Below are 22,378 nucleotides of genomic sequence, written 5' to 3'. Positions count from 1 at the left end.
TCACAGGGAGCCGGCATGCTGGAAAAGCTGTTTCAACTCAAAGCCCACAACACCAATGTGCGCACCGAGATTCTCGCGGGGATCACCACCTTCCTGGCCATGGCCTACATCCTGTTCGTGAACCCGAGCATCCTCGGCGAGACCGGCATGGACAAGGGCGCGGTGTTTGTCGCCACCTGCCTGGCGGCCGCCATCGGTTCGACCGTGATGGGCCTGATCGCCAACTACCCGATTGCCCTGGCACCGGGCATGGGTCTCAACGCCTTCTTCACCTACACCGTGGTCCTGCACATGGGCCACACCTGGCAAGTGGCGCTGGGCGCGGTGTTCATTTCGGCGGTGCTGTTCTTCCTGCTGTCGATCTTCCGCATCCGCGAGTGGATCATCAATGCCATCCCGCTGCCGCTGCGCTCGGCGATTGCCGCCGGCATCGGCCTGTTCCTGGCGCTGATCGCCCTGCATAACGCCGGTATCGTGGTGAGCAACCCGGCCACCATGGTTGGCCTGGGCGACCTGAAACAACCGGCGCCGATCCTGGCCACCCTGGGTTTCGTGCTGATCGTCGCGCTGGAAGCCCTGGCCGTACGCGGCGCAGTGCTGATCGGCATCCTGGCGGTGACCGTCGCCTCCATCGTCCTGGGCTTCACGCCGTTCATCGGTGTGACCTCGGTACCGCCGTCCCTGGCGCCGACCTTCCTGCAGCTGGATATCAAGGGCGCGCTGGACATCGGCCTGGTCAGCGTGATCTTCGCCTTCCTGTTCGTTGACCTGTTCGACAACTCCGGCACCCTGATCGGCGTCGCCAAGCGCGCCGGCCTGATGGGCAAGGACGGCCATATGCCGAAAATGGGCCGCGCGCTGATTGCCGACAGCACCGCCGCCATGGCCGGCTCCCTGCTGGGCACCTCGACCACCACCAGCTACATCGAATCGGCTGCAGGCGTGAGCGCCGGTGGCCGGACCGGCTTGACCGCCATCGTGGTCGCGATTCTGTTTTTGCTGGCGCTGTTCTTCTCGCCATTGGCCGCCAGCGTGCCGGCCTATGCCACCGCGCCAGCCTTGCTGTTTGTGGCGGTGCTGATGAGCCAAGGCCTGGCCGAAATCGACTGGGACGACATTACGGTGGCAGCGCCGGTGGTGATCACCGCCCTGGCGATGCCCTTCACTTACTCCATCGCCAACGGCATCGCCTTCGGTTTCATCGCCTGGACCGCTATCAAGCTGCTTTCGGGCCGCTACCGTGAGCTGAACCCGGCACTGGTGATCCTGTCGATCCTGTTTGTGATCAAGCTGGGCTGGTTCAACGCATGACTTTCGACGCCGCAAGCTACACCGCTCAACTGCAAGACAAGGTCACGCGCCTGCGTGACCTGCTCGCACCGTTCGACGCGCCCGAGCCGCAGGTCTTCGACTCGCCGCTGCAGCACTTCCGCCTGCGCGCGGAGTTCCGCCTGTGGCGCGAAGGCGGTGATCGCCATTACGCAATGTTTTCCCAGGACGACAAGCGCACGCCGATCCTCATCGAAGAGTTCCCCATTGCCAGCCAGCGCATCAACCAGTTGATGCCGCAACTCAAGGCCGCCTGGCAAGCCAGCGCTGCCCTGAGCCACAAGCTGTTCCAGGTGGAGTTCCTCACCACCCTGGCCGGCGACGCGATGATCACCCTGTGTTATCACCGCCCGCTGGACGAACATTGGCACACCGCCGCGAACACATTGGCCGCTGAGCTGAATGTGAGCATCATCGGCCGTTCCAAGGGCAAGCGCGATGTGATCGGCCATGACTACGTGGTGGAGAAACTCGACGTCGGTGGGCGCACCTTCAGCTACCGCCAACCCGAAGGCGCGTTCACCCAGCCCAACGGCACGGTGAACCAGAAGATGCTCAACTGGGCCTACGAAGCGCTGGGCGATCGCCCGGACGATTTGTTGGAGCTGTACTGCGGCAACGGCAACTTCACCCTGCCGCTGGCGACCCGCGTGCGCAAGGTGCTGGCCACCGAGATCAGCAAGACCTCGGTGAATGCGGCCCTGAGCAACCTGGATGAAAATGGCGTGGAGAACGTCACCCTGGTGCGCCTCTCCGCCGAAGAACTCACCCAAGCCCTGAACGAAGTGCGCCCGTTCCGCCGCCTGCACGGCATCGACCTGAAAAGTTACGAGTTCGGTAGCGTCTTCGTCGACCCGCCCCGCGCTGGCATGGACCCGGACACCTGCGAGCTGACCCGGCGCTTCGACAACATCCTGTACATCTCCTGCAACCCGGAGACGCTGGCGGCGAATATCGCGCAACTGCACGACACGCACCGGATCACCCAGTGTGCAATGTTTGACCAGTTCCCGTGGACGCACCATATGGAGTCGGGTGTGTTGCTGACCCGCCGATAAATCTGCGAGGTAGGAGCGAGCTTGCTCGCTCTTACAGTTATTCAAGTGTCTGTTGTCTCTGGGGGCTGCGGTACTTCCTTGCGTGGCCGGCCCCCCTTCTTGCCATTGGCCCGGGCCGCTGCGGTCTTGGCCGCGCTGCTTTTGCGACCATTGCGCGATGCCACCAGGCTGGTTGCCAGGTCCATCAGCGGCTGGCTTGTAGCGATCAACCCTGTGATCGAAACATCCAGGTCCTGCGCTTCACAGCTAATCGCCTTGCCTCCGAAAGTCACTTCCAACTGCTGGAAATCCTTCTCTGAAAACCCTTCGAACTCCGGCAGGCCAGCCACCGGCAACACAACGCGGCTGCCATCGCTGAAGCCAATGGAGAGGCAATCGTTTTCATAACGTACGTTACTGGCGTTGGCGTACAGGCGTTTCAACCTGCGTCCTCGGGCGATTGCCTTGTCAACGTCGGCTTCAGTGAGAGGTACATAAGGTGTGACTTTGGCTTTTATGATTTTCATAAATTAATCCCCACGCAATCTGGCGCTCTTACCAGATTCAAAATAGTCCGTTGCGCTATGACATCGTGCCTGGCGCTGGCGATGACATAGACGCCGTGTCGAATGACCAATCCTGGAACCAACTCACCAGCGTCCCAATTCCAGGAATGATTTTCCAGGCAAACCGTCTGCAGTTTTTCCCACCAAATCCTGCGTGCCCGCGCCAAGTAGTGCCGCTGCATGATCGCCCCGCGTATCTCCTTCAGAAGTGCTGTGGGTGGCCGCCTCCGTTCAGGCTCCACATCCCACAACTCAACTTCCCCATCCAGGAAACTGAAACGAAACCGCGCATCCCATCCCTTGCCTCTGACATGCACATGGGGCGGGCAATGCTCATCCCTGATAAACACCGAAATGACATAGCCTTTGTAAGCACCTACTCGCATCGTAACCCATCCGTTAGGTTATTTTCCGTCAGGTAACAATTTCCCTCTGCACACCCGACAACCGGCTCCTATTCCCGAAGCTGATTCACAGATTAGTAACCACAAAAAAACCGGCGAATGCCGGGTTGTAACCAGTGATGCCAACAACTGGAACGACCCGGCCAATGCTCGAAAGTCCTCCTCGTTCAGCAACCTCGCGCAATACTTCAACCGAATGCACATCAGCCGGTGATCCAGCAATTGCATTTATTAAACGTTCGATCACCGAACAGATCCGCAGCCATCCATTGACCAAATTAACCAACCAGTACATTTTGACTCCACAACCAATAAGAACTGTGGAGAAGCCTCTATGCCGCCCATCGTGCTGGTGCTCAACGGCCCCAATCTCAACCTGCTCGGCACCCGCGAGCCTGCCACTTATGGCCATGAAACCCTGGCCGACATTGCCGCCCTGTGTGGTCGCAGCGCCGACAAGCTCGGGCTGAAGATCGAGTTTCGCCAGACCAACCACGAGGGCGAATTGCTCGACTGGATCCACGGCGCCCGCAACCGCTGCGCGGGTATTGTGATCAACCCGGCGGCCTGGACTCACACTTCGGTCGCGATCCGCGATGCCCTGGTGGCCAGTGAAGTGCCGGTGATCGAAGTGCATTTATCCAACGTGCATGCCCGTGAAGCCTTTCGTCATCACTCGTTTGTGTCACCGATCGCCCAGGCCGTGCTGGCCGGGTTTGGCAGCCATGGCTACCACCTGGCACTGGAACATTTCAGCCTGACGCTGAAGGGACGCACCTGATGAAACCACGCATACTCGCGGGCCTGATCGGCGCCGGCATCCAGGCCTCACGCACACCGGCACTGCACGAGCAGGAAGGCGACGCCCAGGGCTTGCGCTACCTGTATCGCCTGATCGACCTGGAGCCGCTGCACCTGGACCTCAGCGCCCTGCCGGAATTACTACGGGCCGCCGAGCTGATGCACTTCACCGGGCTGAACATTACCTACCCGTGCAAGCAGGCGATCCTGCCTTTGCTCGATGAGCTCTCCGATGAAGCCAGGGGCATTGGTGCGGTCAACACCGTAGTGTTCAAGGGTGGCAAACGCATCGGTCATAACACCGACTGCCTGGGGTTCGCCGAAGGCTTTCGGCGCAACTTGCACAACGTACCGCGCCAACGCGTGGTGCAGATGGGCGCCGGTGGTGCGGGCGCGGCAGTGGCCCATGCACTGTTGGCAGAAGGCGTGGAGTACTTGAGCATCTTCGATGTCGACCGCACTCGCGCCCAGGACCTTGTGGATAACCTTGCCCAGCAGTTCGGCATCGGTCGCGCTCAAGTCGGCAGCCACTTGGAAAACGCCATGGCCGAAGCCGATGGCCTGGTGAACACCACGCCGATGGGCATGGCCAAGCTGCCCGGCACGCCTGTGCCTGCGGCGTTGTTGCGGGCTGAATTGTGGGTGGCGGAAATTGTGTACTTCCCGCTGGAAACCCAACTGCTGCGCGACGCGCGCGCCTTGGGTTGCCGTACCCTGGATGGCGGCAATATGGCGGTGTTTCAGGCGGTGAAGGCGTTTGAGTTGTTCAGCGGCGAAGTGGCGGATGCAGACAGAATGCTGGCGCACTTCCAGAGCATGAATATCTAGGGATGCAACCCCATCATGATCGTTCCCACGCTCTGCGTGGAAACGCCTCACGTGACGCTCCGCGTCACGACTTTGACAGCAGACGCAGAGCGTCCATGTCGGCATTCCCACGCAGTGCGTGGGAACGATCAGTTCTCAGGCTTGCAGGTAGCGCAGCACCGACTCGCAAATCATCTCCCGATGGCGCTGCTTGATCGCCTCATCCGACAGCTCGATCTGGAAAATCTCGCTGAAGGTGTGCCGGTTGGACACCCGATAAAAGCTGAACGAGTTGATCAGCAAGTGCACATCCAGCGGCTCCAGCCCTTCGCGAAACAGCCCCAACTCAGCCCCGCGGCGCAAGGTCTCCCCCAACCCTTCCAGGATTTTGCTGTTCATCGCCTTGATGGTGTCGGTGCGCTTGACGTACTCGGCGTTGTGGATATTTTCGATGCTGACGATGCGCACGAAATCCACATTCTGGTCGTGGTGATCGAAGGTGAATTCCACCAGCCGGCGAATCGCCTCACGCGGCTCCAGGGCCGTGAGGTTCATGCGGGTTTCGGTGTTGCGGATATCGCCGTAGAGCTTCTCCAATACCTCGACGTATAACTGCTCCTTACTGCCGAAGTAGTAATAGATCATGCGCTTGGAGGTATGGATGCGCTCAGCGATGGCGTCTACGCGAGCGCCGGCCAGGCCCTGTTGAACAAACTCGACAATGGCTTCCTGGAGAATATTCTCCCGGGTCTTTTCCGGATTGTTCTTGCGACTCTTGCGCGGTGCGTCAGCTACCGCGGGGAGATCGGGACTCGAGGTCATGGTGCGCTCACGGCCATTGTTGTGCAGGCGCTGATTATGGGCCGCGGCGCTCCCCGAAGGAAGCACCTGCCTTGCGGTTATAGCCGAGCCTGGCGTACCGCCCCACTGCGCGACTTGGCCATCGCCGCCAGACGCACCGCCACGTTGGCAGCGCCGTAGCCGGCATAGCCATTCTTGCGCTGGATGATCTCGAAGAAAAACCGCCCCTCGAACGCCTCGGTGTACACATGAAACAACTCACCGCCCTGGGCGTCGCGGTCGTACAGCACGTTGTAATACGCCAACTCACTGAGGAACTCATCGTCGAAATCGAAGCGTGCCGCCAGGTCGTCGTAATAGTTGAGCGGGATATCCAGCAACGGCACACCGGCCTCTTTGGCCCGGCGTACCTCGGCGAAAATATCCGCGCAATCGAAGGCAATGTGGTGCACGCCCGAACCGCGATAGCTGGAGAGCGCGTGGGAAATCGCCGTGTTGCGGTTTTCGGAGATATTCAACGGCAGGCGAATCGAACTGCAACGGCTGCGCAACGCACGGCTTTTCACCAGGCCGTAGGGGTCGGGCAGGACCACTTCGTCATCGGCTTCGAAATCCAGCAGGCTTTTGTAGAACAACACCCAACTGTCGAGGCTGTCGGCCGGCAGCGCCATGGCCATATGGTCGATGCGCAGCAAGCCGCCACTGGCGGGTGCAGCCGTTTGCAGGTTGAAATCGGTGTCGTACAGCCCGCCTTCGCTGGGGTCGACCAGGTAAATCAGGCTGCCATCCGGTGCACGCACGGCGGCCAATTCCAGCTCGTTGGGGCCGACCAGGCCGCGATAAGGCTGGCCCTTGTAGGCCACCGCCCGCTCCAGGGCCTTGGCACTGTCCTTGACCCGAATTGCCGTGGCGCACAGCGACGGGCCGTGGGCCTCGAAAAAGTTGTGGGCGAAGGAATAGGGTTCGCAGTTGAGGATCAGGTTGATGTCACCCTGGCGCAACAGGCTCACATTCTTGGAGCGATGCTGGCCGGCCCTGGCGAAACCCAGGCGCTCCAACCAGTGGGTCAGTTTGGCGCCGAGGCTTTCGTCCACGGCAAATTCAAGAAACTCGATACCGTCGTATTCGCTGGCCGCCGGAGTTTCAAACAGGATATCCACGGGCGCAGCGGGGGCTTCTTCAGCCAGGCGCTGGCGGGTTTTTTCTTCCAGGTACAACAGTGACCGCAAGCCATCCGCCGCATTCGCGCGGGTCGGCGCAGCACGAAAACCGTCATTGAAAATTTCCAGGGACAACGGCCCGGTGTAGCCACTCTGGATGATCGGCGCGAGAAAGCCCGCCAGGTCAAATTCGCCCTGGCCTGGGAAGCAGCGGAAATGCCGGCTCCACTCCAGCACATCCATGGCCAGGATCGGCGCGTCGGCCATTTGCACAAAGAAAATCTTGTCGCCGGGGATCTGCGCGATGCCACTCGGGTCGCCCTTGAGCGACAAGGTGTGGAAGCTGTCGAGCAACACACCGAGGCTTGGGTGATCGACCTGGCGCACCAGGTTCCACACCTGCTGCCAGGTGTTCACATGCTTGCCCCAGGCCAGAGCTTCATAGCCGATGCGCAGGCCGCGCTTGCCCGCATGTTCGGCCAGCAGGCTCAGGTCATCGAGCAGAATGCGTTCGTCGCCCACGCTGTCGGCCGAGGCGTTGCTGCACACCAATACCAGATCGGTGCCCAGCTCCTGCATCAAGTCAAACTTGCGTTCGGCACGCTCCAGGTTGCGTGCCAGGCGATCACGGCGGCAGCCTTCGAAGTCGCGAAACGGCTGGAACAGGGTGATGGCGATGCCGAGGTCGGCGCACATCTGCCGGACTTCCCGAGGGCTGCCGTCGTAATACAACAAGTCGTTCTCAAAGATCTCCACCCCATCAAACCCGGCGGCGGCGATGGCTTCGAGTTTTTCCGGCAGGGTGCCGCTCAAGGACACAGTGGCAATAGAACGTTGCATGGAAGACTCCCGGCAATTGTTGTTTGTGGCAAATTATTCGCCCCCAGCCTACAGGCAGCAATTAAAATGTACGAACCGGTTAGTTTTTGGTGCGATTATCGAACACTAAGCCTCTTTGGCGAATTGACGACTTTTTAACCACTGCGCACCATCGACCGGGCAATTCGCTCATGTAACAAAGACCCAGAACACACCATAAGAATTTCAAAAAACGGGTACAAACCTCATGCCTCTGCAAAATTCAGCCCTGGCCGCGCGCCCGGGCAACCCGCACGCCGGCATCGGCGACAAGATCCGCGGTGCCCTGGCCGTGGGTAAAACGCGCTGGGGCATGCTGGCCCTGGTGTTCTTTGCCACCACCTTGAACTACATCGACCGCGCCGCCCTGGGCGTGATGCAACCGATCCTCGCCAAGGAAATGAGCTGGACGGCGATGGACTACGCCAACATCAACTTCTGGTTCCAGGTCGGCTACGCCATCGGCTTTGTGCTGCAAGGCCGCTTGATCGACCGGGTCGGCGTCAAGCGCGTGTTCTTCTGCGCCGTGCTGCTGTGGAGCCTGGCCACCGGCGCCCATGGCCTGGCCACCTCGGCGATCGGCTTTATGGTCTGCCGGTTTGTCCTCGGGCTGACCGAAGCCGCCAACTACCCGGCCTGCGTCAAGACCACACGCTTGTGGTTCCCGGCGGGTGAACGGGCAGTGGCCACCGGCATCTTCAACGCCGGCACCAACGTCGGCGCGATGATGACGCCCATGCTGCTGCCGTTGATCCTGCACGTGTGGGGCTGGCAGGCAGCGTTCCTGTGCATGTCGGCACTCGGCGGTATCTGGCTGGTGCTCTGGGGCTTGAAGTACTACAACCCGGAAGACCACCCCACCGTTAAACAATCCGAACTGGACTACGTGCAACAGGAAGTCGAGCCGGAACAACCCCGCGTGCCGTTCAGCCGCATCCTGCGCATGCGCGGCACCTGGGCCTTCGCCCTTGCCTACTCGCTCACTGCGCCGGTGTTCTGGTTCTACCTGTATTGGCTGCCGCCGTTCTTGAACCAGCAATACAACCTGGGCATCAACGTGACCCAGATGGGCATTCCGCTGATCATCATTTACCTCACCGCCGACTTTGGCAGCGTGGGCGGTGGGATCCTGTCGTCATTCCTGATCGGCCGTGGGATGAACTCGATCAAGGCGCGGCTGTTGTCGATGTTGCTGTTCGCCTGCTGCATCGTCGGCGTGATCATGGCGGCCGGCTCCAGCCAGCTGTGGGTCGCGGTGTTCGCCATCTCCCTGGCCATCGGCGCGCATCAGGCCTGGACCGCCAACATCTGGAGCCTGGTGATGGACTACACGCCCAAGCACATGATGAGCACGGTGTTCGGTTTCGGCGGCATGTGCGCGGCCATCGGCGGCATGTTCATGACCCAGATCGTCGGCCATATCCTCACGGTGACCCACAACAACTACACGGTGTTGTTCACCCTGATCCCGGCGATGTACTTCATCGCACTGGTGTGGATGTACTTCATGGCGCCGCGCAAGATCCCCACGGTAGACGTTTAACTAACGCCGCCGCTGCTGCCAGGCAGCGGCCAACCCGCTCATGCAGATCACCCCGATACCCACCACCGTGGTCATATCGGGGGTATGGCTGAACACCAGCCAGCCCAACAACCCCGCGAACACGATCTGGCAATAGCCAAACGGCGCCAGCAAGGCCGGCGCCGCGAAGCGGAACGCCTGGGTGAGCATCAGGTGTGCGGTCATCCCGCAGGTGCCCAGCGCCAGCATCATCACCGCGTGCCACAACGTCGGCACTTGCCAGAAGAACGGCACCATCGCACTCATCACCAAGGTGTTGCACAGGCCGGCGAAGAAGTTGCTGGTAGTCGGGCTGTCGTATTGGCTGAGGATGCGCGTGAGCAACTGGTAGAAGCAGAAGAACAGCGCCGAGCACAGCGGCAGCAGTACCGCCGGGGTAAACAGCTCGCCGCCGGGGTGGATAATGATCACCACGCCGATAAACCCGCAGATCACCGCCAGCCACTGGCCACGGGTCACGTGCTCACCGAGCAACGGCACCGACAGCGCCGTCACCAGGATCGGCGCAAGGAAGTTCACCGCTGTAGCTTCGGCCAACGGGATGTAATGCAGCGCTGTGGTGAAGAACAGGCTGGTGCCCAACAGGCATAACGCCCGCACCACCTGCATGCCCGGCCGCTTGCTGCGCAACACGCGCAAGCCCGATTGCGGCAGGAAGATCCCGGCCATCAGCAAGGTGTGCACCATGTACCGCGCCCACACCACCATCACGATCGGGTAAAACCCGGCCAGGTATTTGGACAAGGCGTCGTGGCTGGAGAACAGGAACGTCGCCAGCACAATCAGCAGGATGCCTTTGAACGGATGGTTGACGCCGGAGAGCGGGGTACTGACAGTCATTGAATTCTCTTGTGTGGCGAGCGGGACGCTGAGCGCTGAACCAAGTCGCGCTCAACCCGGTAATCTAGCAGCCGGGCCGGAGTCTGCCCCAAGAGCATAACCAAACACCGGGCGAACAGCGCACTAAATCGATGGATCCGAGTCCAACGCTGCACGCTCGCCCCGGCGTTGCACACTTTTTAACCAAGGCCTTGCCGCTATGAAAAAAATCCTCTGTGCCCTGTCTGCCCTCGCCCTGCTCGCCGCCTGCGATAAAACCCCGAAAGAAGCCCCCAAGCCCGCGCCCGCCTCCGTGCAAGCGACCCTGGTGCCCGAAACCCCGCCCACCGATAAATGGGTCGGCAAGTGGGTCGGCGTCGAAGGCTTGCACCTGACCATCGCCAAGGACGACAGCATTGGCCGCGGCCACTACCTTCTCACCATGCAATATGGCCTGGACGCCGATGACGCCGGCACCTTCAAAGGTGAGGCCGCTGAAGACGGCATCGCCTTCACCCGCCCCGACGGCCCGCAGCTGTTGCGCGCTGGCGATGGCGCCGCCACCGGTTTGAAGTGGCTGGCGGATAAAAAAGACTGCCTGATCGTTGCCACTGGCGAAGGCTATTGCCGTTAATACCGGCCATAATCAATCACGGTTAGCACACAGAGGATTGCTCCCATGCTATGGAAAAAAGGCCGACGCAGCGACAACGTGGTGGATGCCCGTAACGACAGTGGCGGCGGCGGTGGCGGTATGCGCTTCGGCGGCGGCAAGGGCCTGAGCCTCACGGCCATCGTGCTGATCGTCGGCATTGGCTGGCTGACCGGCCAGGACCCGATGCAGATTCTTGGCCAATTGACCGGCCAGATGGAACAGGCGCCGTCGGTCAGCACCCAGCCGCGTCAAGCGCCGCCAGCCAACGATGAGCAAGCCGACTTTGTGCGCGCCGTGCTGGGCGATACCGAAGACACCTGGGGCCAGGTGTTCCAGGAAAATGGGTTGGCCTATAAGAACCCGAAACTGATCCTGTTCCGTGGCCGGGTCAACTCTGCCTGTGGTGGCGCCACCTCAGCCAGCGGCCCGTTCTACTGCCCGGCTGACCAGCAGGTGTACCTGGACCTGGATTTTTTCCGGGAAATGTCGCAACGCTTCCAGGCCGCCGGTGATTTCGCCCAGGCCTACGTGATCGCCCACGAAATCGGGCACCACGTACAAACGTTGCTGGGCATCTCGTCCAAGATCCAGGCAGCGCGCCAACAGGGTCGGCAGATGGAAGGCGACGGTGGCCTGCTGGTTCGCCAGGAATTGCAAGCCGATTGCTTTGCCGGCGTGTGGGCCAGCCATGCGCAAAAACGCCTGAACTGGCTGGAACCCGGCGATATCGAAGAGGCCCTGAACGCAGCCAATGCCATCGGCGATGACCGCTTGCAGCAACAGGGACAGGGGCGCGTGGTACCAGACTCGTTCACCCACGGCACCTCGGCCCAGCGCGTGCGCTGGTTCAAGACCGGCTTCGCCCAGGGCCAGATCACTCAATGCGATACCTTCGCGGCCAAGAGTCTCTAAATGATCAAACGACTGGGGTTACTGCTGGGTGTGCTCGTGTCTTGTTGCACCTTCGCAGCCGGACACGGCGTCAAGGTGGTCAGCCCCGAACGTTTTCATCTAGAAGCCGGCGAGCTCAGCCTGGGCGTGAGCCAGGACTGGCGCCAGCCGCTGCCCAAGGTCACGCGTGCGCTGATCATCGTGCATGGCCGCCTGCGCAATGCGCAAACCTACCTGCAAAGCGGCATCGACGCCGCCGAGCATGCCGGGGTGGGCGGCAGTACGCTGGTGATCGCACCGCAGTTTCTCAATCAAGCCGACGTGAAGCGCAACCGCCTGGGCGACGAGGTATTGCGTTGGAAGGGTAACGACTGGATGGCCGGCGAAGCGTCCACCGGCCCAGGGCAGATCAGCTCGTATGGCGCTCTGGACCAGATCATCAAGCACTTGGGCAACCGCAAACTGTTTCCGGCACTGAAAGAAATCGTGGTCGCCGGGCATTCCGGTGGCGGCCAAGTGGTGCAGCGCTTCGCCCTCACCGGCCACGACCACCCATTGCTGAATTCCGAGGGCATCCGCCTGCGGTATGTGGTGGCTAACCCGTCGTCCTATGCGTACTTCAGCCCGCAACGCCCGGTGACGTTCGACATCGCCAATTGCCCAGGCTTCAACGACTGGAAGTACGGCATGCAAAACCTGCCGGATTACGTGGGTGACCGAGGTGCCCAGCAACTGGAACAAGACTACGTCTCACGCGACATCACTTACCTGTTGGGCCAGCAGGACACCGACCCCAACCACCCGGCATTGGATAAAAGCTGCGAAGCCGAAACCCAGGGTGCGTATCGACTGCTTCGTGGCCACAACTACTTTGACTACCTCAAGCAGCGGCATCCGCAGTTGGGCCACCGGCTGGTAGAAGTGCCGGGGGTGGGGCATGACGGGGATAAGATGTTTACCTCGCCAGAGGGAGAAAAGGTACTGTTCGCTCAGTAGCACCTGAAGGAACCCCATCAAAATGTGGGAGCTGGCTTGCCTGCGATAGCGGACTGTCAGTTGATAAAGTGTCAGCTGACCCACCGCTATCGCAGGCAAGCCAGCTCCCACATTTGCTCTCTGTCGCCCGGCTTAGATCATTCGGCGCAACGCCGCACAATCCTCGGCGTGCCAATCCGCCAATTCCGGCCAAGGGTTCTCCGGCAAGTTCACCAACACCGTCTTGGTGCCCGCTGCCCGGCCACAATCCAGGTCAAAGCGATAATCCCCCACCATCACCATTTCGCGCGGTGCTACGTCCCAAGCCGCCGCCAGTTTCAGCAACCCACCGGGATCCGGCTTGTGCGGCGCATCATCGCGCCCCAGCACGTCCTCAATGGCAAAGCAGTCCGCCAGGCCTATCGCCTCCAGGGTGATATGGGCCAGCTCCCGCGCATTACGGGTCAGGATCCCCAAGCGATAACCGCGCCCGGCCAATTCGCGTACCAGTTCCACCGCGCCTTGCGCCGCCACCGAACCCAGGGCCAGCTCACGCTCGTGCTCCAGCAACCAGGCGTGCTTGGCCGCTGCAACCGGCGCCGGCAAGGCCGCCAGGTGCGTGAGGATGTCGTCTTCAGGTGGAATGTCCAGCGCCACGCGGATAGCGGCAAAATCATGCACCGCCACCGTGAGGGTGCCATCCATGTCGAACACCCAGTGCTTCACGTCGCCGAGGCTCATGCCCAATCCTTGCGATGGCGGATCAAACCTTCCTGGGTCACCGACGCCACCAGTTGCCCGGCGCGGTTGTACACGCTGCCCCGGGAGAAACCCCGGGAGTTGCCGGCCCACGGGCTGTCCATGGCGTACAGCAACCAGTCATCGGCACGCAGGTCGGCGTGGAACCACAGCGCGTGATCGAGGCTGGCGACCTGCATGTCTTTCTGCCACACGGTCTTGCCATGGGGCAGTAACGAGGTGGTCAACAGGCCGAAGTCCGAGGCGTAGGCCAACAGGTACTTATGCAGCGCCGGCGTGTCCGCCAAGGCACCGTCGGCACGAAACCACACGTACTTGACCGGGTCGGACGGCTGCGGGTTGAACGGGTCTTTTTCGGTGACCGGGCGCACTTCGATGGGCTTGGGGCACAGCAGCTTGTCGCGCATGTGCTCGGGGATCAGGTGCGCACGTTGCTGGGTCAGCTCCAGCTCCGACGGCAGGTTTTCCGGGCCCACTACCACCGGCATGGTGGTCTGGTGCTCGAAGCCTGCTTCGTCGTACTGGAACGAGGTCGTGCAGGTGAAGATCGGATTGCCCTTTTGAATCGCGGTGACACGACGCGTGCTGAAACTGCCACCGTCGCGCACGCGGTCCACCGAATACACCACCGGCAACGCGGCATCGCCAGGGCGCAGGAAATAACCGTGCAGGGAATGCACATGCCGAGCTTCTTCTACGGTCTGGCTGGCCGCCGACAGCGACTGGCCGAGCACTTGGCCGCCGAACAGTTGGCGAAAGCCCAGGTCCTGGCTGCGGCCGCGAAAGAGGTTTTCCTCGATCGGCTCCAGGGTCAGCAAGTCCACCAGATCTTCCAATACTTGGCTCATTGAAACTCTCCTCAAAGCAAAACGGTATCCACCTGTAGGAGCGAGCTTGCTCGCGAAGGTCGTTAACGATGACGCAGCGCTTCTGGTTTACCGCAGCGCTCTTGCGTTCTTCGCAAGCAAGCTCGCTCCTACGGGTTTCTGTTGAGCATGACCGCCTGCTTATCCGTGCAGCGTGTCCAACCATTGGGCGCGGGTGATGCGGTACAAAACATGCGGGCGCAGCGGGTCACCGGCTGCGACTTTCGGGTGTTCAAAATCTGCCTGCGGATCGTAATGCATACCGATGGCCTGCATGACTTTTTGTGAGGGCAGATTGGCTTCAGTGGTGAAGGCCAGGATTTCGTCCAGTTGCAAGCGGTCAAAACCACAGCGCAACGCCGTCCAGGCCGCCTCACTGGCATAACCCAGGCCCCAATGTTCGCGGGCCAGGCGCCAGCCAATTTCCACCGCCGGGGTAAAGCCGGCTTCGAAGCTGACATTCGCAAGGCCCGTCAGGCCGATAAATTCACCGGTGTCCTTGCGCTGCAAAGCCCAGAACCCAAAGCCATATTCAGCAAAATGCCCGCGAATCCGGCCGATCAACGCTGCGCTCTCCAAGTGGCTCAATTGAGCCGGGAAGTAACGCATTACCTGTGGGTCGGCGCACATGCGCGCAAAGTCCGGCAGGTCGCTGTCGCGCCATTGGCGCAGCACCAAGCGTGCACTTTCCAATTCCTGTATCGGCTCCATGGGTCCCCCCTGCCTTGCCATGTGCGTGAGTGTACAGCGCTGTTAAGATCCGTCGCAGGTTCCCGTCAGAAAATCCCATGCCCTTGCCATTGATCTACCACGAAGACTACAGCCCTGAGTTCCCGGCGGACCACCGGTTCCCCATGGACAAGTTTCGCCTGTTGCGTGACCACCTGGTGGACAGCGGCCTCACCGAAGACAGCCAATTGCTGCGCCCGCCGCTGTGCCCGGCAGACATTTTGGCCCTGGCCCATGAACCTGGGTATATCGAACGCTACATGAGCGGCGAACTGTCCCGCGAGGACCAACGCCGCCTTGGCCTGCCGTGGAGCGAAGCCCTGGCCCGGCGCACGGTGCGTGCGGTGGGCGGCTCGATCCTGGCCGCCGAACAGGCCCTTGAACATGGCCTGGCCTGCCATTTGGCCGGTGGCACCCACCATGCTCATTACGATTATCCGGCGGGTTTCTGCATTTTTAATGACCTGGCGGTGATCAGCCATTACCTGTTAGCCAGCGGCCGGGTCAATCGCGTGTTGATCTTCGATTGCGACGTACACCAGGGTGACGGCACCGCACGCATCCTGCACAACACGCCAGACGCCATCACCGTGTCGCTGCACTGCGAAAAGAACTTCCCGGCACGCAAGGCCCAGAGCGACTGGGACATCCCGCTGCCCATGGGCATGGGCGATGCCGACTACCTCAAGGTGGTGGATGACGCGCTCAACTACCTGCTGCCGCTCTACCAGCCGGACCTGGTGCTGTACGACGCCGGCGTGGATGTGCACAAGGACGACGCCCTTGGTTACCTCAAGCTGACAGACGAAGGCGTCGCCGCCCGTGATGAAAGCGTGATGCGCCACTGCCTGGGCCGCGACATACCGGTGATGGGCGTGATCGGTGGCGGCTATAGCAAGGACCGCCCTGCCCTCGCCCGCCGCCACGGCATCCTGCACCACAGCGCGCAGCGGGTATGGACGTCATCAGGCTGTCATTGAAGTGTGAGCGTTACCCACAATGCCTGTGGAACGGCCTGTGGATAACTTGAGCGTAAGCGGCTACAAGCGTTTGACCGCATGGCCTGTAGGAAAGTGTACGTTTTTTGATCAGGCAGCGGCGTCGTGGTCGGGTAGAATGCTCGACCTATTCACATCACCGTAGCCCTGCCCATGCCTCAGACTTCTGCCCACCACGTCTCCATTATCGGCGGCGGCCCCGCCGGGCTGATGGCCGCCGAAGTCTTGAGCCAGGCTGGCGTGCGCGTGGACCTGTACGACGGCATGCCGTCGGTGGGGCGCAAGTTCCTGCTGGCAGGCGTGGGCGGCATGAACATCACCCACTCCGAGGCGTACCCGGCGTTCCTGTCGCGCTACGCCGAACGCGCGCCGCACATGGCGCCGCTGCTGCGCAGCTTTGGCGCCGAGGCGTTGTGCGAATGGATCCATGGCCTGGGTATCCAGACCTTTGTCGGCACCTCCGGCCGCGTATTTCCTACCGATATGAAAGCCGCGCCACTGCTGCGCGCCTGGCTCAAGCGTCTGCGGGAGCAAGGTGTGGTTATCCACACCCGTCATCGTTGGACGGGTTGGAATGACGAGGGCGATTTACTTATCCACAGCCCGGACGGCGAAAAAGTTGTCCACAGCGACGCTGTGCTGCTGGCCCTGGGCGGCGGCAGCTGGTCGCGATTGGGCTCCGACGGCGCATGGCTCAACCTGTTTGAAGGCAAAGGCCTGCCCTATGTGAGGCTGCAACCGAGCAACTGCGGGTTTGAAGTGTCGGCATGGAGCGAGTTGATGGTCAGCAAATTCGCTGGCGCGCCGTTGAAAAACGTCGCCATTGGCCTGGGGGATGACAAGCCTCGGCTGGGCGAATGCGTGATCACCGCCACCGGTATCGAAGGCAGCTTGATTTACGCCTTATCGGCGCCGATTCGCGAAGCGATCAACCGCGACGGTGCGGCCACGGTGCATATCGATTTGCTGCCCAGCAAGCCGCTGGACAAGGTGCAGGCCGCATTGGCCAAGCCCCGTGGCTCGCGGTCGATGAGCAAGCATTTGCACAGTCAGCTGGGGTTGGATGGCGTGAAAGCGGCGTTGTTGCGCGAGCTGACGCCTGCTGAACACTTCACCGACCCGGCGCAATTGGCGGTGGATATCAAGGCGTTGCCGCTGACGTTGGTGAAAACGCGGCCGATGGATGAGGCGATCAGCACGGCGGGTGGTGTGCCGTTTGAAGCGCTGGATGAGCGGTTGATGCTCAAGCCGTTGCCTGGGGTGTTTTGTGCGGGGGAAATGCTCGATTGGGAAGCGCCGACCGGTGGGTATTTGCTGACCGGGTGTTTTGCCAGTGGCCGGGCGGCTGGGCTGGGGATGTTGGAATGGCTCCAACGCTGATCGTTCCCACGCTCTGCGTGGGGATGCCGCCAGGGACGCTCTGCGTCCCGCTTTAGGTTCGTGACGCAGAGCGTCACAGGATGCGTTCCCACGCGGAGCGTGGGAACGATCAAATGCGGCCGATGGATGAGGCGATCAGCACGGCGGGTGGTGTCCCGTTTGAAGCGCTGGATGAGCGGTTGATGCTCAAGCCATTGCCTGGGGTGTTTTGCCAGTGGCCGGGCGGCTGGGCTGGGGATGTTGGAGTGGCTCCACCGCTGATCGTTCCCACGCTCTGCGTGGGGATGCCGCCAGGGACGCTCTGCGTCCCACTTTAGGTTCGTGACGCAGAGCGTCACAGGATGCGTTCCCACGCGCGTGGGAATGATCAATCACTTCTTCTTACGCGGCCCAGTATTAAACACCGGCACCTTGCGCACCGGCTTGATCGACGGCTCAGCCGGGGCTACTTCCCCACTGTCCACCCACTTGCCCAGGTTGCGCTTGCCGCCACCGCCGGACGCCTTAGGCTTCTTCGGCTTTTTCGGTTTCTTCACCACCTGCCCGCTGGCATCGGTGTCCGGCACGCGGTGCTCCGGCTCGAACTCCGGTTCCATTTTGCGGGTGAGGGTCTGGCGGGTCAGCATCTCGATGGCCGAGAGCATGTTCACCTCATCGGCACACACCAGGGAAATCGCCTCACCGGTGTTGCCCGCACGCCCGGTACGGCCGATACGGTGGATGTAGTCTTCGGCCACGATGGGCAGATCAAAGTTGACCACCAGCGGCAGGTCTTCGATATCCAGGCCACGGGCCGCTACGTCGGTGGCCACCAGGATCTGCACGTCGCTGGCCTTGAAGCGGTCCAGTGCGCGTTGGCGGGTGGCTTGGGGTTTGTCGCCATGGATGCCGTCGGCGTTGATCCCCAGGCCCTGCAACTTGTCCACCAGCGCATCCACGCCGTTGCGGGTCTTGGCGAACACCAGCACTTGCTTCCAACGGCCCTTGCGCATCAGGTGCACAAACAGCTCCGGCTTGCGCTTCTTGTCCACCGGCACCACCCACTGCTTGACGGTGTTGGCGGCAACGTTGCGCGGGCTGACTTCGATGCTCAGCGGGTCGTTGAGCATCTGCCCGGCCAGCAGGCGAATGTCATCGGAGAAGGTCGCGGAGAACAACAGGGTCTGGCGCTTTTTCGGCAGCATGCGATAAATGTTGGCAAGCTCTTCGGAGAAGCCCAGGTCGAGCATGCGGTCGGCTTCATCCAGCACCAGGGTTTGCAGCTGGTTGAGCTTCAGCGCGTTCTGGCGGAACAGGTCGATCAGGCGGCCAGGGGTGGCGACCAGAATGTCGACGCCTTTGCGCAGCTTCATCATCTGCGGGTTGATGCTCACGCCGCCGTACACCGCGTAAGTGGTCAGCGGCAGGTGTTGGGCGTACTCGGCAACGCTGGCATGAACCTGCTCGGCCAGTTCACGGGTGGGGCACAGGATCAGCGCACGCGCCGAGTTGGCGGCGACTTTCGGCCCTTCCATGGTCAGCAGTTGCAGCAGCGGCAAGGCGAAACCTGCGGTCTTGCCGGTGCCGGTCTGGGCCGCGGCCATCAGGTCGCGACCGGCCAGCACTGCCGGAATGGCTTGCGCCTGCACCGGCGTCGGGGTCTGGTAGCCAAGCGTCTCAAGGGCGCGCAGCAAGGGTTCGATCAGGCCAAGGGTGGCGAAAGTCATGTAGTTACCGTAGGAAAAATTCAGCGCAAGGGCGTAATGCGCGGCAGTTTACCTTATTTCGGGTTTGGGCTTGCGCCATTGGGGCAGGCTGATCAGCAACACCGCGCTGATGATCACCAGCATTGCCAGGGCTTCTTCCAGGCCGATGCTCTCACCCACGAACACAATCCCCAGCAACACGGCGACGGCCGGGTTCACATAGGCGTAGCTGGTCGCCGCCGCCGGGCGTACGTGCTTGAGCAGGTACATATAAGCGTTGAAGGCGATGATCGAGCCGAACACCGTGAGGTACGCCAGGGCCAGCCAGCCTTCCAGCGGCGGCATGGCCTTCAGGTGCTCGCCAGACAATGCGCTGACGATCAGCAGCGCCACGCCAGCCACGAGCATTTCCGCGGCGCTGGCCATGGCGCCTTGGGGCAGCGGCAAATGGCGGCTCCACACCGAGCCGAAGGCCCAGGACGCCGCCGCCATCAACAGCAACACCGCGCCCAGTGGGCTCGACTGCAAGGTGCTGCCCATGTTGAGCATGGCGATGCCGATGATCCCCAGCAGCACCCCGGCCCATTCCAACCGCGTATTACGCGCGCCCCAGAAAAACCCACACAGCAAGGTAAACAGCGGCACCGTCGCCACCGCCAGCGCCGCCACGCCGGACGACACGCCCATATGTTCCGCCACGCTGACGCCACCATTGCCCACGGTGAGCAACAAAATGCCGATCATCCCGGCCGCCTTCCACTGCGGCCAGGTCGGCGCCGGCACCCCGCGCCACCTGAGGAAGCCATACATCAATACCCCCGCCGTGCAAAACCGAATCCCCGCCAGCAACAGCGGCGGCCAGTACTCCACGCCGATACGAATCACCAGATAGGTGGAACCCCAGATCACATACAACGCAAAAAAGGCGGCGATCAACGGTAAGGGAAAGCGACGTGGGCCAGGCATTGGGCGGCTCTATGGCAGGAAATGGGAGACATATTCTAGAAACGAAGGTGGATAAACTTAAGTTACAAAACCTGTTTAAAACGCCAATACACTTCTCAAAGCATGGTTATCAAGGCTATAAACCGTGCTTTCGAAAGCCACGCGCAACCGGAGCCTTATCATGGACAAATACGACCGCATGCTCCTTAGCGCCCTGCTTGAAGATGGCCGTGCTTCCTACGCGCAACTGGCGCGCACCGTGAACCTTTCCGCACCCGCCGTGGCCGAACGCGTGGCCAAGCTTGAGGCCAGCGGCGTGATCACCGGCTACCAGGCCAAGGTGGATTTATCCAAAGTGGGCTTGCCGATTAAATGCGTGATTGAGTTGCGGCTGACCAACCATGGCAGCCAAAAGGTGTACGACGCCCTGGCGGAGATACCCGAACTGACCGAATGCCACCGCGTCACCGGCGACCCCTGCGTGATCATGCAAGCGGCGGTGGGCTCGATGCCCGAGTTGGAGAGCCTGATTAACCGCGTAGCGAAGTTCGGCTTCAGCAAGACCTCGATTATTTTGTCCAGCGCGATAGAGCGGCGGGTGCCGTTGGGGCAATTGGAAGCCAATGGGAAAAATGCTGGCTGAGCGATCGTTCCCACAGGGATCGCGTACTGCCCGAGCGACGCGGTCAACTGTGGGAGCTGGCTTGCCTGCGATGGCGTCAGTGGCCTCACCGAAGAGTCGAACGCTGGACGATCAAATCGACTATCTGCTCGATGGTCGTGATGTGATCCCAATCCTCCTGCGTCGCTTGCAGCTTGAACTGCCACTTGATCTGCATGACAAAGCAGGTCACGTCGTCATCAATGATGTCGAAGTCATGGATGAAATCGGTGTGCTCCGTCACTTCGCTTCGGTCGATAAAACCGATGATATCCACGAACAGCTGGATCACTTTTTCGCTGATGTCGGCTCTGGCCAGGCTACCTTCCATTTCTCGCCTCATAGGCACACTTACCAATACTGACCAGGTCAAAGACTGCAAGCCCGGCAGCGACGAAGGGCATGCCTCGCCCGATGATGCCAAATACCCGCACCGTGCCAAACGTTGCCTTTGCCATTCTGTCCATGGTGGGTTGCCTGATCAACGTACGAGGGAAAAAGCGCATTCCGATCAGGCTAGCCAGGTTCGTGGTTTTGCTGGAGCCGACGTGAACCCAAGCACCCACCGCAATTTTGCTTATGGGTATGCCCGCCGCGTCAGTGATCACTGTGGCTGCCGTGAGGCCGTAGTGTTGCTGTGTACATTTCCAGAGTTCATCAAACGTCGTATCGGGCGCAACGGGGTCAGCGTGAATCGGCTTGAGTAACTGGTAATGAGGGCCATGACTCCAACCTGGCAAACTCGGCAACACCATGACTGCCGGGCAGCTTGTCATCGTGTTGCCCACATGAAACGCCATGCTTGAACTGGAACCCAGATCAATGCCATTTGATTCAAGTTCCAACTTGCTTCGCATGATCGCTGTATGAAGGTCGCTTTCCTGCATGTTCTTTGTCCCTGTGCGTGAATGACACACAGAATGGTAGGTCGCAGTAAAACGTGATGGATGAGTAAAGAAGAAAACCAGAAAGGTCCTAACTCATAGCCGGATTTGACCTACCGACCATTCAGCGCTCAGGTGCCTTGTTTGCGTCGGATTCGGTAGCCAGTCTCGCCCTGTCATCGAATGCTTGGTGACCGGACGTGCAAGTCCGACGCCCAGGCCCACGCATCGGACGGAGTGATGAGATGCGTTGGGTGGAGATGGCGAAGGGGATGGTGGGCCAGGCGTTGGAGTGCCCACAGCCTCGATAAACGACGCATAACCCAAGTGTGAGCCGGGCTTGCCCGCGATAGCGGAGGGTCAGGCAACAAATGGCTGGCTGATACGCCGCTATCGCAGGCAAGCCAGCGCCCACATGGGAACTCCAGTGTTCTTGAGGCAGTAGCCGGATCAGAACCCGCGCTGTTTGCTGATCGTTCCCACGCTCTGCGTGGGAATGCCGCCCTGGGCGCTCTGCGTCCGCTCTTAAAGTCGTGACGCGGAGCGTCTCCAGATGCATGCCCACGCGGAGCGTGGGGACGATCAAACGACGCATAACCCCTGTGGGAGCCGGGCTTGCCCGCGATAGCGGAGGGTCAGGCAATAAATGGCTGGCTGATACACCGCGATCGCAGGCAAGCCAGCGCCCACATGGGAACTCCAGTGTTCTTGAGGCAGTAGCCGGATCAGAACCCGCGCTGTTTGCTGATCGTTCCCACGCTCTGCGTGGGAATGCCGCCCTGGGCG

24 protein-coding genes and 1 pseudogene are annotated in these 22,378 nt (G+C 61.1%); 12 read left to right on the top strand and 13 right to left on the bottom strand.

Translation table 11 applies throughout. The features are described from left to right. The first annotated feature begins 15 nt into the window (after positions 1–15). Both ACP7CZ_RS20345 and trmA read left to right on the top strand, forming a co-directional pair. Positions 16–1,311 (top strand): NCS2 family permease, encoded by a 1,296-nt coding sequence (locus ACP7CZ_RS20345; RefSeq protein WP_003194342.1) that lies wholly within the window; start codon positions 16–18, stop codon positions 1,309–1,311. Continuing rightward, entirely contained in the window at positions 1,308–2,387 is a 1,080-nt protein-coding gene (gene trmA / locus ACP7CZ_RS20340; protein ID WP_259284714.1) for a tRNA (uridine(54)-C5)-methyltransferase TrmA, read from the top strand. The genes ACP7CZ_RS20345 and trmA overlap by 4 nt, the downstream gene beginning before the upstream one ends. A 41-nt stretch (positions 2,388–2,428) precedes the next feature. Here the strand turns inward: trmA and ACP7CZ_RS20335 are convergent, their stop codons facing one another. The 3 genes from ACP7CZ_RS20335 to ACP7CZ_RS20325 form a co-directional block, all read right to left on the bottom strand. Next, on the bottom strand, positions 2,429–2,893 hold the full coding sequence (locus ACP7CZ_RS20335; protein WP_034126939.1) for a DUF2442 domain-containing protein: 465 nt from the start codon (positions 2,891–2,893) through the stop codon (positions 2,429–2,431). Continuing rightward, positions 2,890–3,318, bottom strand: a complete 429-nt coding sequence (locus ACP7CZ_RS20330; RefSeq protein WP_057975527.1) for a DUF4160 domain-containing protein — start codon at positions 3,316–3,318, stop codon at positions 2,890–2,892. The genes ACP7CZ_RS20335 and ACP7CZ_RS20330 overlap by 4 nt, the downstream gene beginning before the upstream one ends. A gap of 85 nt (positions 3,319–3,403) precedes the next feature. Further along, positions 3,404–3,631, bottom strand: coding sequence for a hypothetical protein (locus tag ACP7CZ_RS20325; RefSeq protein ID WP_127881444.1), 228 nt, complete (start codon positions 3,629–3,631; stop codon positions 3,404–3,406). A 39-nt stretch (positions 3,632–3,670) separates the two neighbouring features. Here ACP7CZ_RS20325 and aroQ point away from each other — a divergent pair, with 39 nt between their 5' ends. Together aroQ and ACP7CZ_RS20315 are read left to right on the top strand one after the other, a co-directional pair. After that, on the top strand, positions 3,671–4,117 hold the full coding sequence (gene aroQ / locus ACP7CZ_RS20320; protein WP_019818037.1) for a type II 3-dehydroquinate dehydratase: 447 nt from the start codon (positions 3,671–3,673) through the stop codon (positions 4,115–4,117). Further along, positions 4,117–4,965 carry a shikimate dehydrogenase gene (locus ACP7CZ_RS20315; RefSeq protein ID WP_057975528.1) on the top strand — a complete coding sequence of 283 codons (849 nt, stop codon included), beginning with the start codon at positions 4,117–4,119 and terminating at the stop codon, positions 4,963–4,965. Before aroQ ends, ACP7CZ_RS20315 begins: the two co-directional genes overlap by 1 nt. Before the next feature lie 135 nt (positions 4,966–5,100). Here ACP7CZ_RS20315 and ACP7CZ_RS20310 read toward each other — a convergent pair whose 3' ends face one another. After that, complete coding sequence (locus ACP7CZ_RS20310; RefSeq protein ID WP_054896166.1) at positions 5,101–5,766, bottom strand: TetR/AcrR family transcriptional regulator; 666 nt, start codon at positions 5,764–5,766, stop codon at positions 5,101–5,103. 77 nt (positions 5,767–5,843) lie between these two features. Then, complete coding sequence (gene quiC, locus ACP7CZ_RS20305) at positions 5,844–7,745, bottom strand: 3-dehydroshikimate dehydratase QuiC (protein ID WP_034126936.1); 1,902 nt, start codon at positions 7,743–7,745, stop codon at positions 5,844–5,846. A 226-nt stretch (positions 7,746–7,971) separates the two neighbouring features. Between quiC and ACP7CZ_RS20300 the strand changes: the two genes are divergently transcribed. Further along, positions 7,972–9,306 (top strand): MFS transporter, encoded by a 1,335-nt coding sequence (locus tag ACP7CZ_RS20300; RefSeq protein WP_294167903.1) that lies wholly within the window; start codon positions 7,972–7,974, stop codon positions 9,304–9,306. Here ACP7CZ_RS20300 and ACP7CZ_RS20295 read toward each other — a convergent pair whose 3' ends face one another. Then, entirely contained in the window at positions 9,307–10,185 is an 879-nt protein-coding gene (locus tag ACP7CZ_RS20295; RefSeq protein WP_003194370.1) for a DMT family transporter, read from the bottom strand. It lies immediately after the preceding gene. Positions 10,186–10,384: 199 nt separating this feature from the next. Here ACP7CZ_RS20295 and ACP7CZ_RS20290 point away from each other — a divergent pair, with 199 nt between their 5' ends. From ACP7CZ_RS20290 to ACP7CZ_RS20280, 3 genes are read left to right on the top strand one after another with little or no spacing between them, the layout of a single operon-like run. Continuing rightward, positions 10,385–10,798, top strand: coding sequence for a hypothetical protein (locus tag ACP7CZ_RS20290; RefSeq protein ID WP_294167895.1), 414 nt, complete (start codon positions 10,385–10,387; stop codon positions 10,796–10,798). A 45-nt stretch (positions 10,799–10,843) separates the two neighbouring features. Then, entirely contained in the window at positions 10,844–11,731 is an 888-nt protein-coding gene (ypfJ, locus tag ACP7CZ_RS20285) for a KPN_02809 family neutral zinc metallopeptidase (RefSeq protein WP_127881448.1), read from the top strand. Continuing rightward, a complete protein-coding gene (locus ACP7CZ_RS20280) occupies positions 11,732–12,706 on the top strand; it encodes an alpha/beta hydrolase (protein WP_294167886.1) in 975 nt (324 codons plus the stop codon). A 132-nt stretch (positions 12,707–12,838) separates the two neighbouring features. Here ACP7CZ_RS20280 and ACP7CZ_RS20275 read toward each other — a convergent pair whose 3' ends face one another. The 3 genes from ACP7CZ_RS20275 to ACP7CZ_RS20265 form a co-directional block, all read right to left on the bottom strand. Next, complete coding sequence (locus ACP7CZ_RS20275; protein ID WP_054896169.1) at positions 12,839–13,426, bottom strand: HAD family hydrolase; 588 nt, start codon at positions 13,424–13,426, stop codon at positions 12,839–12,841. Then, positions 13,423–14,292, bottom strand: a complete 870-nt coding sequence (gene tesB / locus ACP7CZ_RS20270) for an acyl-CoA thioesterase II (protein WP_054896170.1) — start codon at positions 14,290–14,292, stop codon at positions 13,423–13,425. The genes ACP7CZ_RS20275 and tesB overlap by 4 nt, the downstream gene beginning before the upstream one ends. A 159-nt stretch (positions 14,293–14,451) precedes the next feature. Then, positions 14,452–15,021, bottom strand: coding sequence for a GNAT family N-acetyltransferase (locus ACP7CZ_RS20265; RefSeq protein WP_089042498.1), 570 nt, complete (start codon positions 15,019–15,021; stop codon positions 14,452–14,454). Positions 15,022–15,098: 77 nt separating this feature from the next. Here ACP7CZ_RS20265 and ACP7CZ_RS20260 point away from each other — a divergent pair, with 77 nt between their 5' ends. The 3 genes and pseudogenes from ACP7CZ_RS20260 to ACP7CZ_RS20250 all read left to right on the top strand — a co-directional run. Further along, positions 15,099–16,019, top strand: a complete 921-nt coding sequence (locus tag ACP7CZ_RS20260) for a histone deacetylase family protein (protein ID WP_054896172.1) — start codon at positions 15,099–15,101, stop codon at positions 16,017–16,019. A 171-nt stretch (positions 16,020–16,190) separates the two neighbouring features. Next, entirely contained in the window at positions 16,191–17,417 is a 1,227-nt protein-coding gene (locus ACP7CZ_RS20255) for a TIGR03862 family flavoprotein (RefSeq protein ID WP_054896173.1), read from the top strand. Positions 17,418–17,533: 116 nt separating this feature from the next. After that, positions 17,534–17,629 (top strand): annotated as a pseudogene (locus tag ACP7CZ_RS20250) (hypothetical protein); the annotation flags it as partial. Positions 17,630–17,788: 159 nt separating this feature from the next. On the opposite strand, the gene ACP7CZ_RS20245 reads toward ACP7CZ_RS20250, so the two are convergent. Next, positions 17,789–19,123 (bottom strand): DEAD/DEAH box helicase, encoded by a 1,335-nt coding sequence (locus ACP7CZ_RS20245; RefSeq protein WP_294167881.1) that lies wholly within the window; start codon positions 19,121–19,123, stop codon positions 17,789–17,791. Between the two features lie 48 nt (positions 19,124–19,171). Continuing rightward, positions 19,172–20,068: a drug/metabolite exporter YedA gene (yedA, locus tag ACP7CZ_RS20240; protein WP_072448278.1), complete on the bottom strand. Its 897-nt coding sequence runs from the start codon at positions 20,066–20,068 to the stop codon at positions 19,172–19,174. A 160-nt stretch (positions 20,069–20,228) separates the two neighbouring features. Here yedA and ACP7CZ_RS20235 point away from each other — a divergent pair, with 160 nt between their 5' ends. Continuing rightward, positions 20,229–20,690 carry an Lrp/AsnC family transcriptional regulator gene (locus tag ACP7CZ_RS20235; RefSeq protein WP_294167878.1) on the top strand — a complete coding sequence of 154 codons (462 nt, stop codon included), beginning with the start codon at positions 20,229–20,231 and terminating at the stop codon, positions 20,688–20,690. Between the two features lie 85 nt (positions 20,691–20,775). On the opposite strand, the gene ACP7CZ_RS20230 is transcribed toward ACP7CZ_RS20235, so the two are convergent. Together ACP7CZ_RS20230 and ACP7CZ_RS20225 are read right to left on the bottom strand one after the other, a co-directional pair. Further along, on the bottom strand, positions 20,776–21,039 hold the full coding sequence (locus ACP7CZ_RS20230) for a hypothetical protein (RefSeq protein ID WP_054918078.1): 264 nt from the start codon (positions 21,037–21,039) through the stop codon (positions 20,776–20,778). Next, positions 21,029–21,595, bottom strand: coding sequence for a hypothetical protein (locus tag ACP7CZ_RS20225; RefSeq protein WP_054918081.1), 567 nt, complete (start codon positions 21,593–21,595; stop codon positions 21,029–21,031). The genes ACP7CZ_RS20230 and ACP7CZ_RS20225 overlap by 11 nt, the downstream gene beginning before the upstream one ends. Between the last annotated feature and the right edge of the window lie 783 nt (positions 21,596–22,378).

It is taken from the genome of Pseudomonas sp. DWP2-2, assembly GCF_049897065.1.
Lineage (GTDB): Bacteria > Pseudomonadota > Gammaproteobacteria > Pseudomonadales > Pseudomonadaceae > Aquipseudomonas > Aquipseudomonas paracarnis.
Note: the sequence above shows the minus strand (reverse complement) of the source record. Positions and strands in the feature narration are given on the sequence as shown.

Excerpts from the sequence above, each read along its gene's own strand:
- yedA (WP_072448278.1), bottom strand. The coding sequence starts at position 20,068 with ATGCCTGGCCCACGTCGCTTTCCCTTACCGTTGATCGCCGCCTTTTTT.
- ACP7CZ_RS20275 (WP_054896169.1), bottom strand. The coding sequence starts at position 13,426 with ATGAGCCTCGGCGACGTGAAGCACTGGGTGTTCGACATGGATGGCACC.
- ACP7CZ_RS20345 (WP_003194342.1), top strand. The coding sequence starts at position 16 with ATGCTGGAAAAGCTGTTTCAACTCAAAGCCCACAACACCAATGTGCGC.
- ACP7CZ_RS20255 (WP_054896173.1), top strand. The coding sequence starts at position 16,191 with ATGCCTCAGACTTCTGCCCACCACGTCTCCATTATCGGCGGCGGCCCC.
- ACP7CZ_RS20245 (WP_294167881.1), bottom strand. The coding sequence starts at position 19,123 with ATGACTTTCGCCACCCTTGGCCTGATCGAACCCTTGCTGCGCGCCCTT.
- ACP7CZ_RS20235 (WP_294167878.1), top strand. The coding sequence starts at position 20,229 with ATGGACAAATACGACCGCATGCTCCTTAGCGCCCTGCTTGAAGATGGC.
- ACP7CZ_RS20230 (WP_054918078.1), bottom strand. The coding sequence starts at position 21,039 with ATGGAAGGTAGCCTGGCCAGAGCCGACATCAGCGAAAAAGTGATCCAG.
- ACP7CZ_RS20330 (WP_057975527.1), bottom strand. The coding sequence starts at position 3,318 with ATGCGAGTAGGTGCTTACAAAGGCTATGTCATTTCGGTGTTTATCAGG.
- ACP7CZ_RS20300 (WP_294167903.1), top strand. The coding sequence starts at position 7,972 with ATGCCTCTGCAAAATTCAGCCCTGGCCGCGCGCCCGGGCAACCCGCAC.
- ACP7CZ_RS20265 (WP_089042498.1), bottom strand. The coding sequence starts at position 15,021 with ATGGAGCCGATACAGGAATTGGAAAGTGCACGCTTGGTGCTGCGCCAA.
- quiC (WP_034126936.1), bottom strand. The coding sequence starts at position 7,745 with ATGCAACGTTCTATTGCCACTGTGTCCTTGAGCGGCACCCTGCCGGAA.
- ACP7CZ_RS20290 (WP_294167895.1), top strand. The coding sequence starts at position 10,385 with ATGAAAAAAATCCTCTGTGCCCTGTCTGCCCTCGCCCTGCTCGCCGCC.
- ACP7CZ_RS20225 (WP_054918081.1), bottom strand. The coding sequence starts at position 21,595 with ATGCAGGAAAGCGACCTTCATACAGCGATCATGCGAAGCAAGTTGGAA.
- ACP7CZ_RS20280 (WP_294167886.1), top strand. The coding sequence starts at position 11,732 with ATGATCAAACGACTGGGGTTACTGCTGGGTGTGCTCGTGTCTTGTTGC.
- ypfJ (WP_127881448.1), top strand. The coding sequence starts at position 10,844 with ATGCTATGGAAAAAAGGCCGACGCAGCGACAACGTGGTGGATGCCCGT.
- ACP7CZ_RS20315 (WP_057975528.1), top strand. The coding sequence starts at position 4,117 with ATGAAACCACGCATACTCGCGGGCCTGATCGGCGCCGGCATCCAGGCC.
- ACP7CZ_RS20335 (WP_034126939.1), bottom strand. The coding sequence starts at position 2,893 with ATGAAAATCATAAAAGCCAAAGTCACACCTTATGTACCTCTCACTGAA.
- ACP7CZ_RS20260 (WP_054896172.1), top strand. The coding sequence starts at position 15,099 with ATGCCCTTGCCATTGATCTACCACGAAGACTACAGCCCTGAGTTCCCG.
- trmA (WP_259284714.1), top strand. The coding sequence starts at position 1,308 with ATGACTTTCGACGCCGCAAGCTACACCGCTCAACTGCAAGACAAGGTC.
- ACP7CZ_RS20310 (WP_054896166.1), bottom strand. The coding sequence starts at position 5,766 with ATGACCTCGAGTCCCGATCTCCCCGCGGTAGCTGACGCACCGCGCAAG.
- ACP7CZ_RS20325 (WP_127881444.1), bottom strand. The coding sequence starts at position 3,631 with ATGTACTGGTTGGTTAATTTGGTCAATGGATGGCTGCGGATCTGTTCG.
- ACP7CZ_RS20295 (WP_003194370.1), bottom strand. The coding sequence starts at position 10,185 with ATGACTGTCAGTACCCCGCTCTCCGGCGTCAACCATCCGTTCAAAGGC.
- tesB (WP_054896170.1), bottom strand. The coding sequence starts at position 14,292 with ATGAGCCAAGTATTGGAAGATCTGGTGGACTTGCTGACCCTGGAGCCG.
- aroQ (WP_019818037.1), top strand. The coding sequence starts at position 3,671 with ATGCCGCCCATCGTGCTGGTGCTCAACGGCCCCAATCTCAACCTGCTC.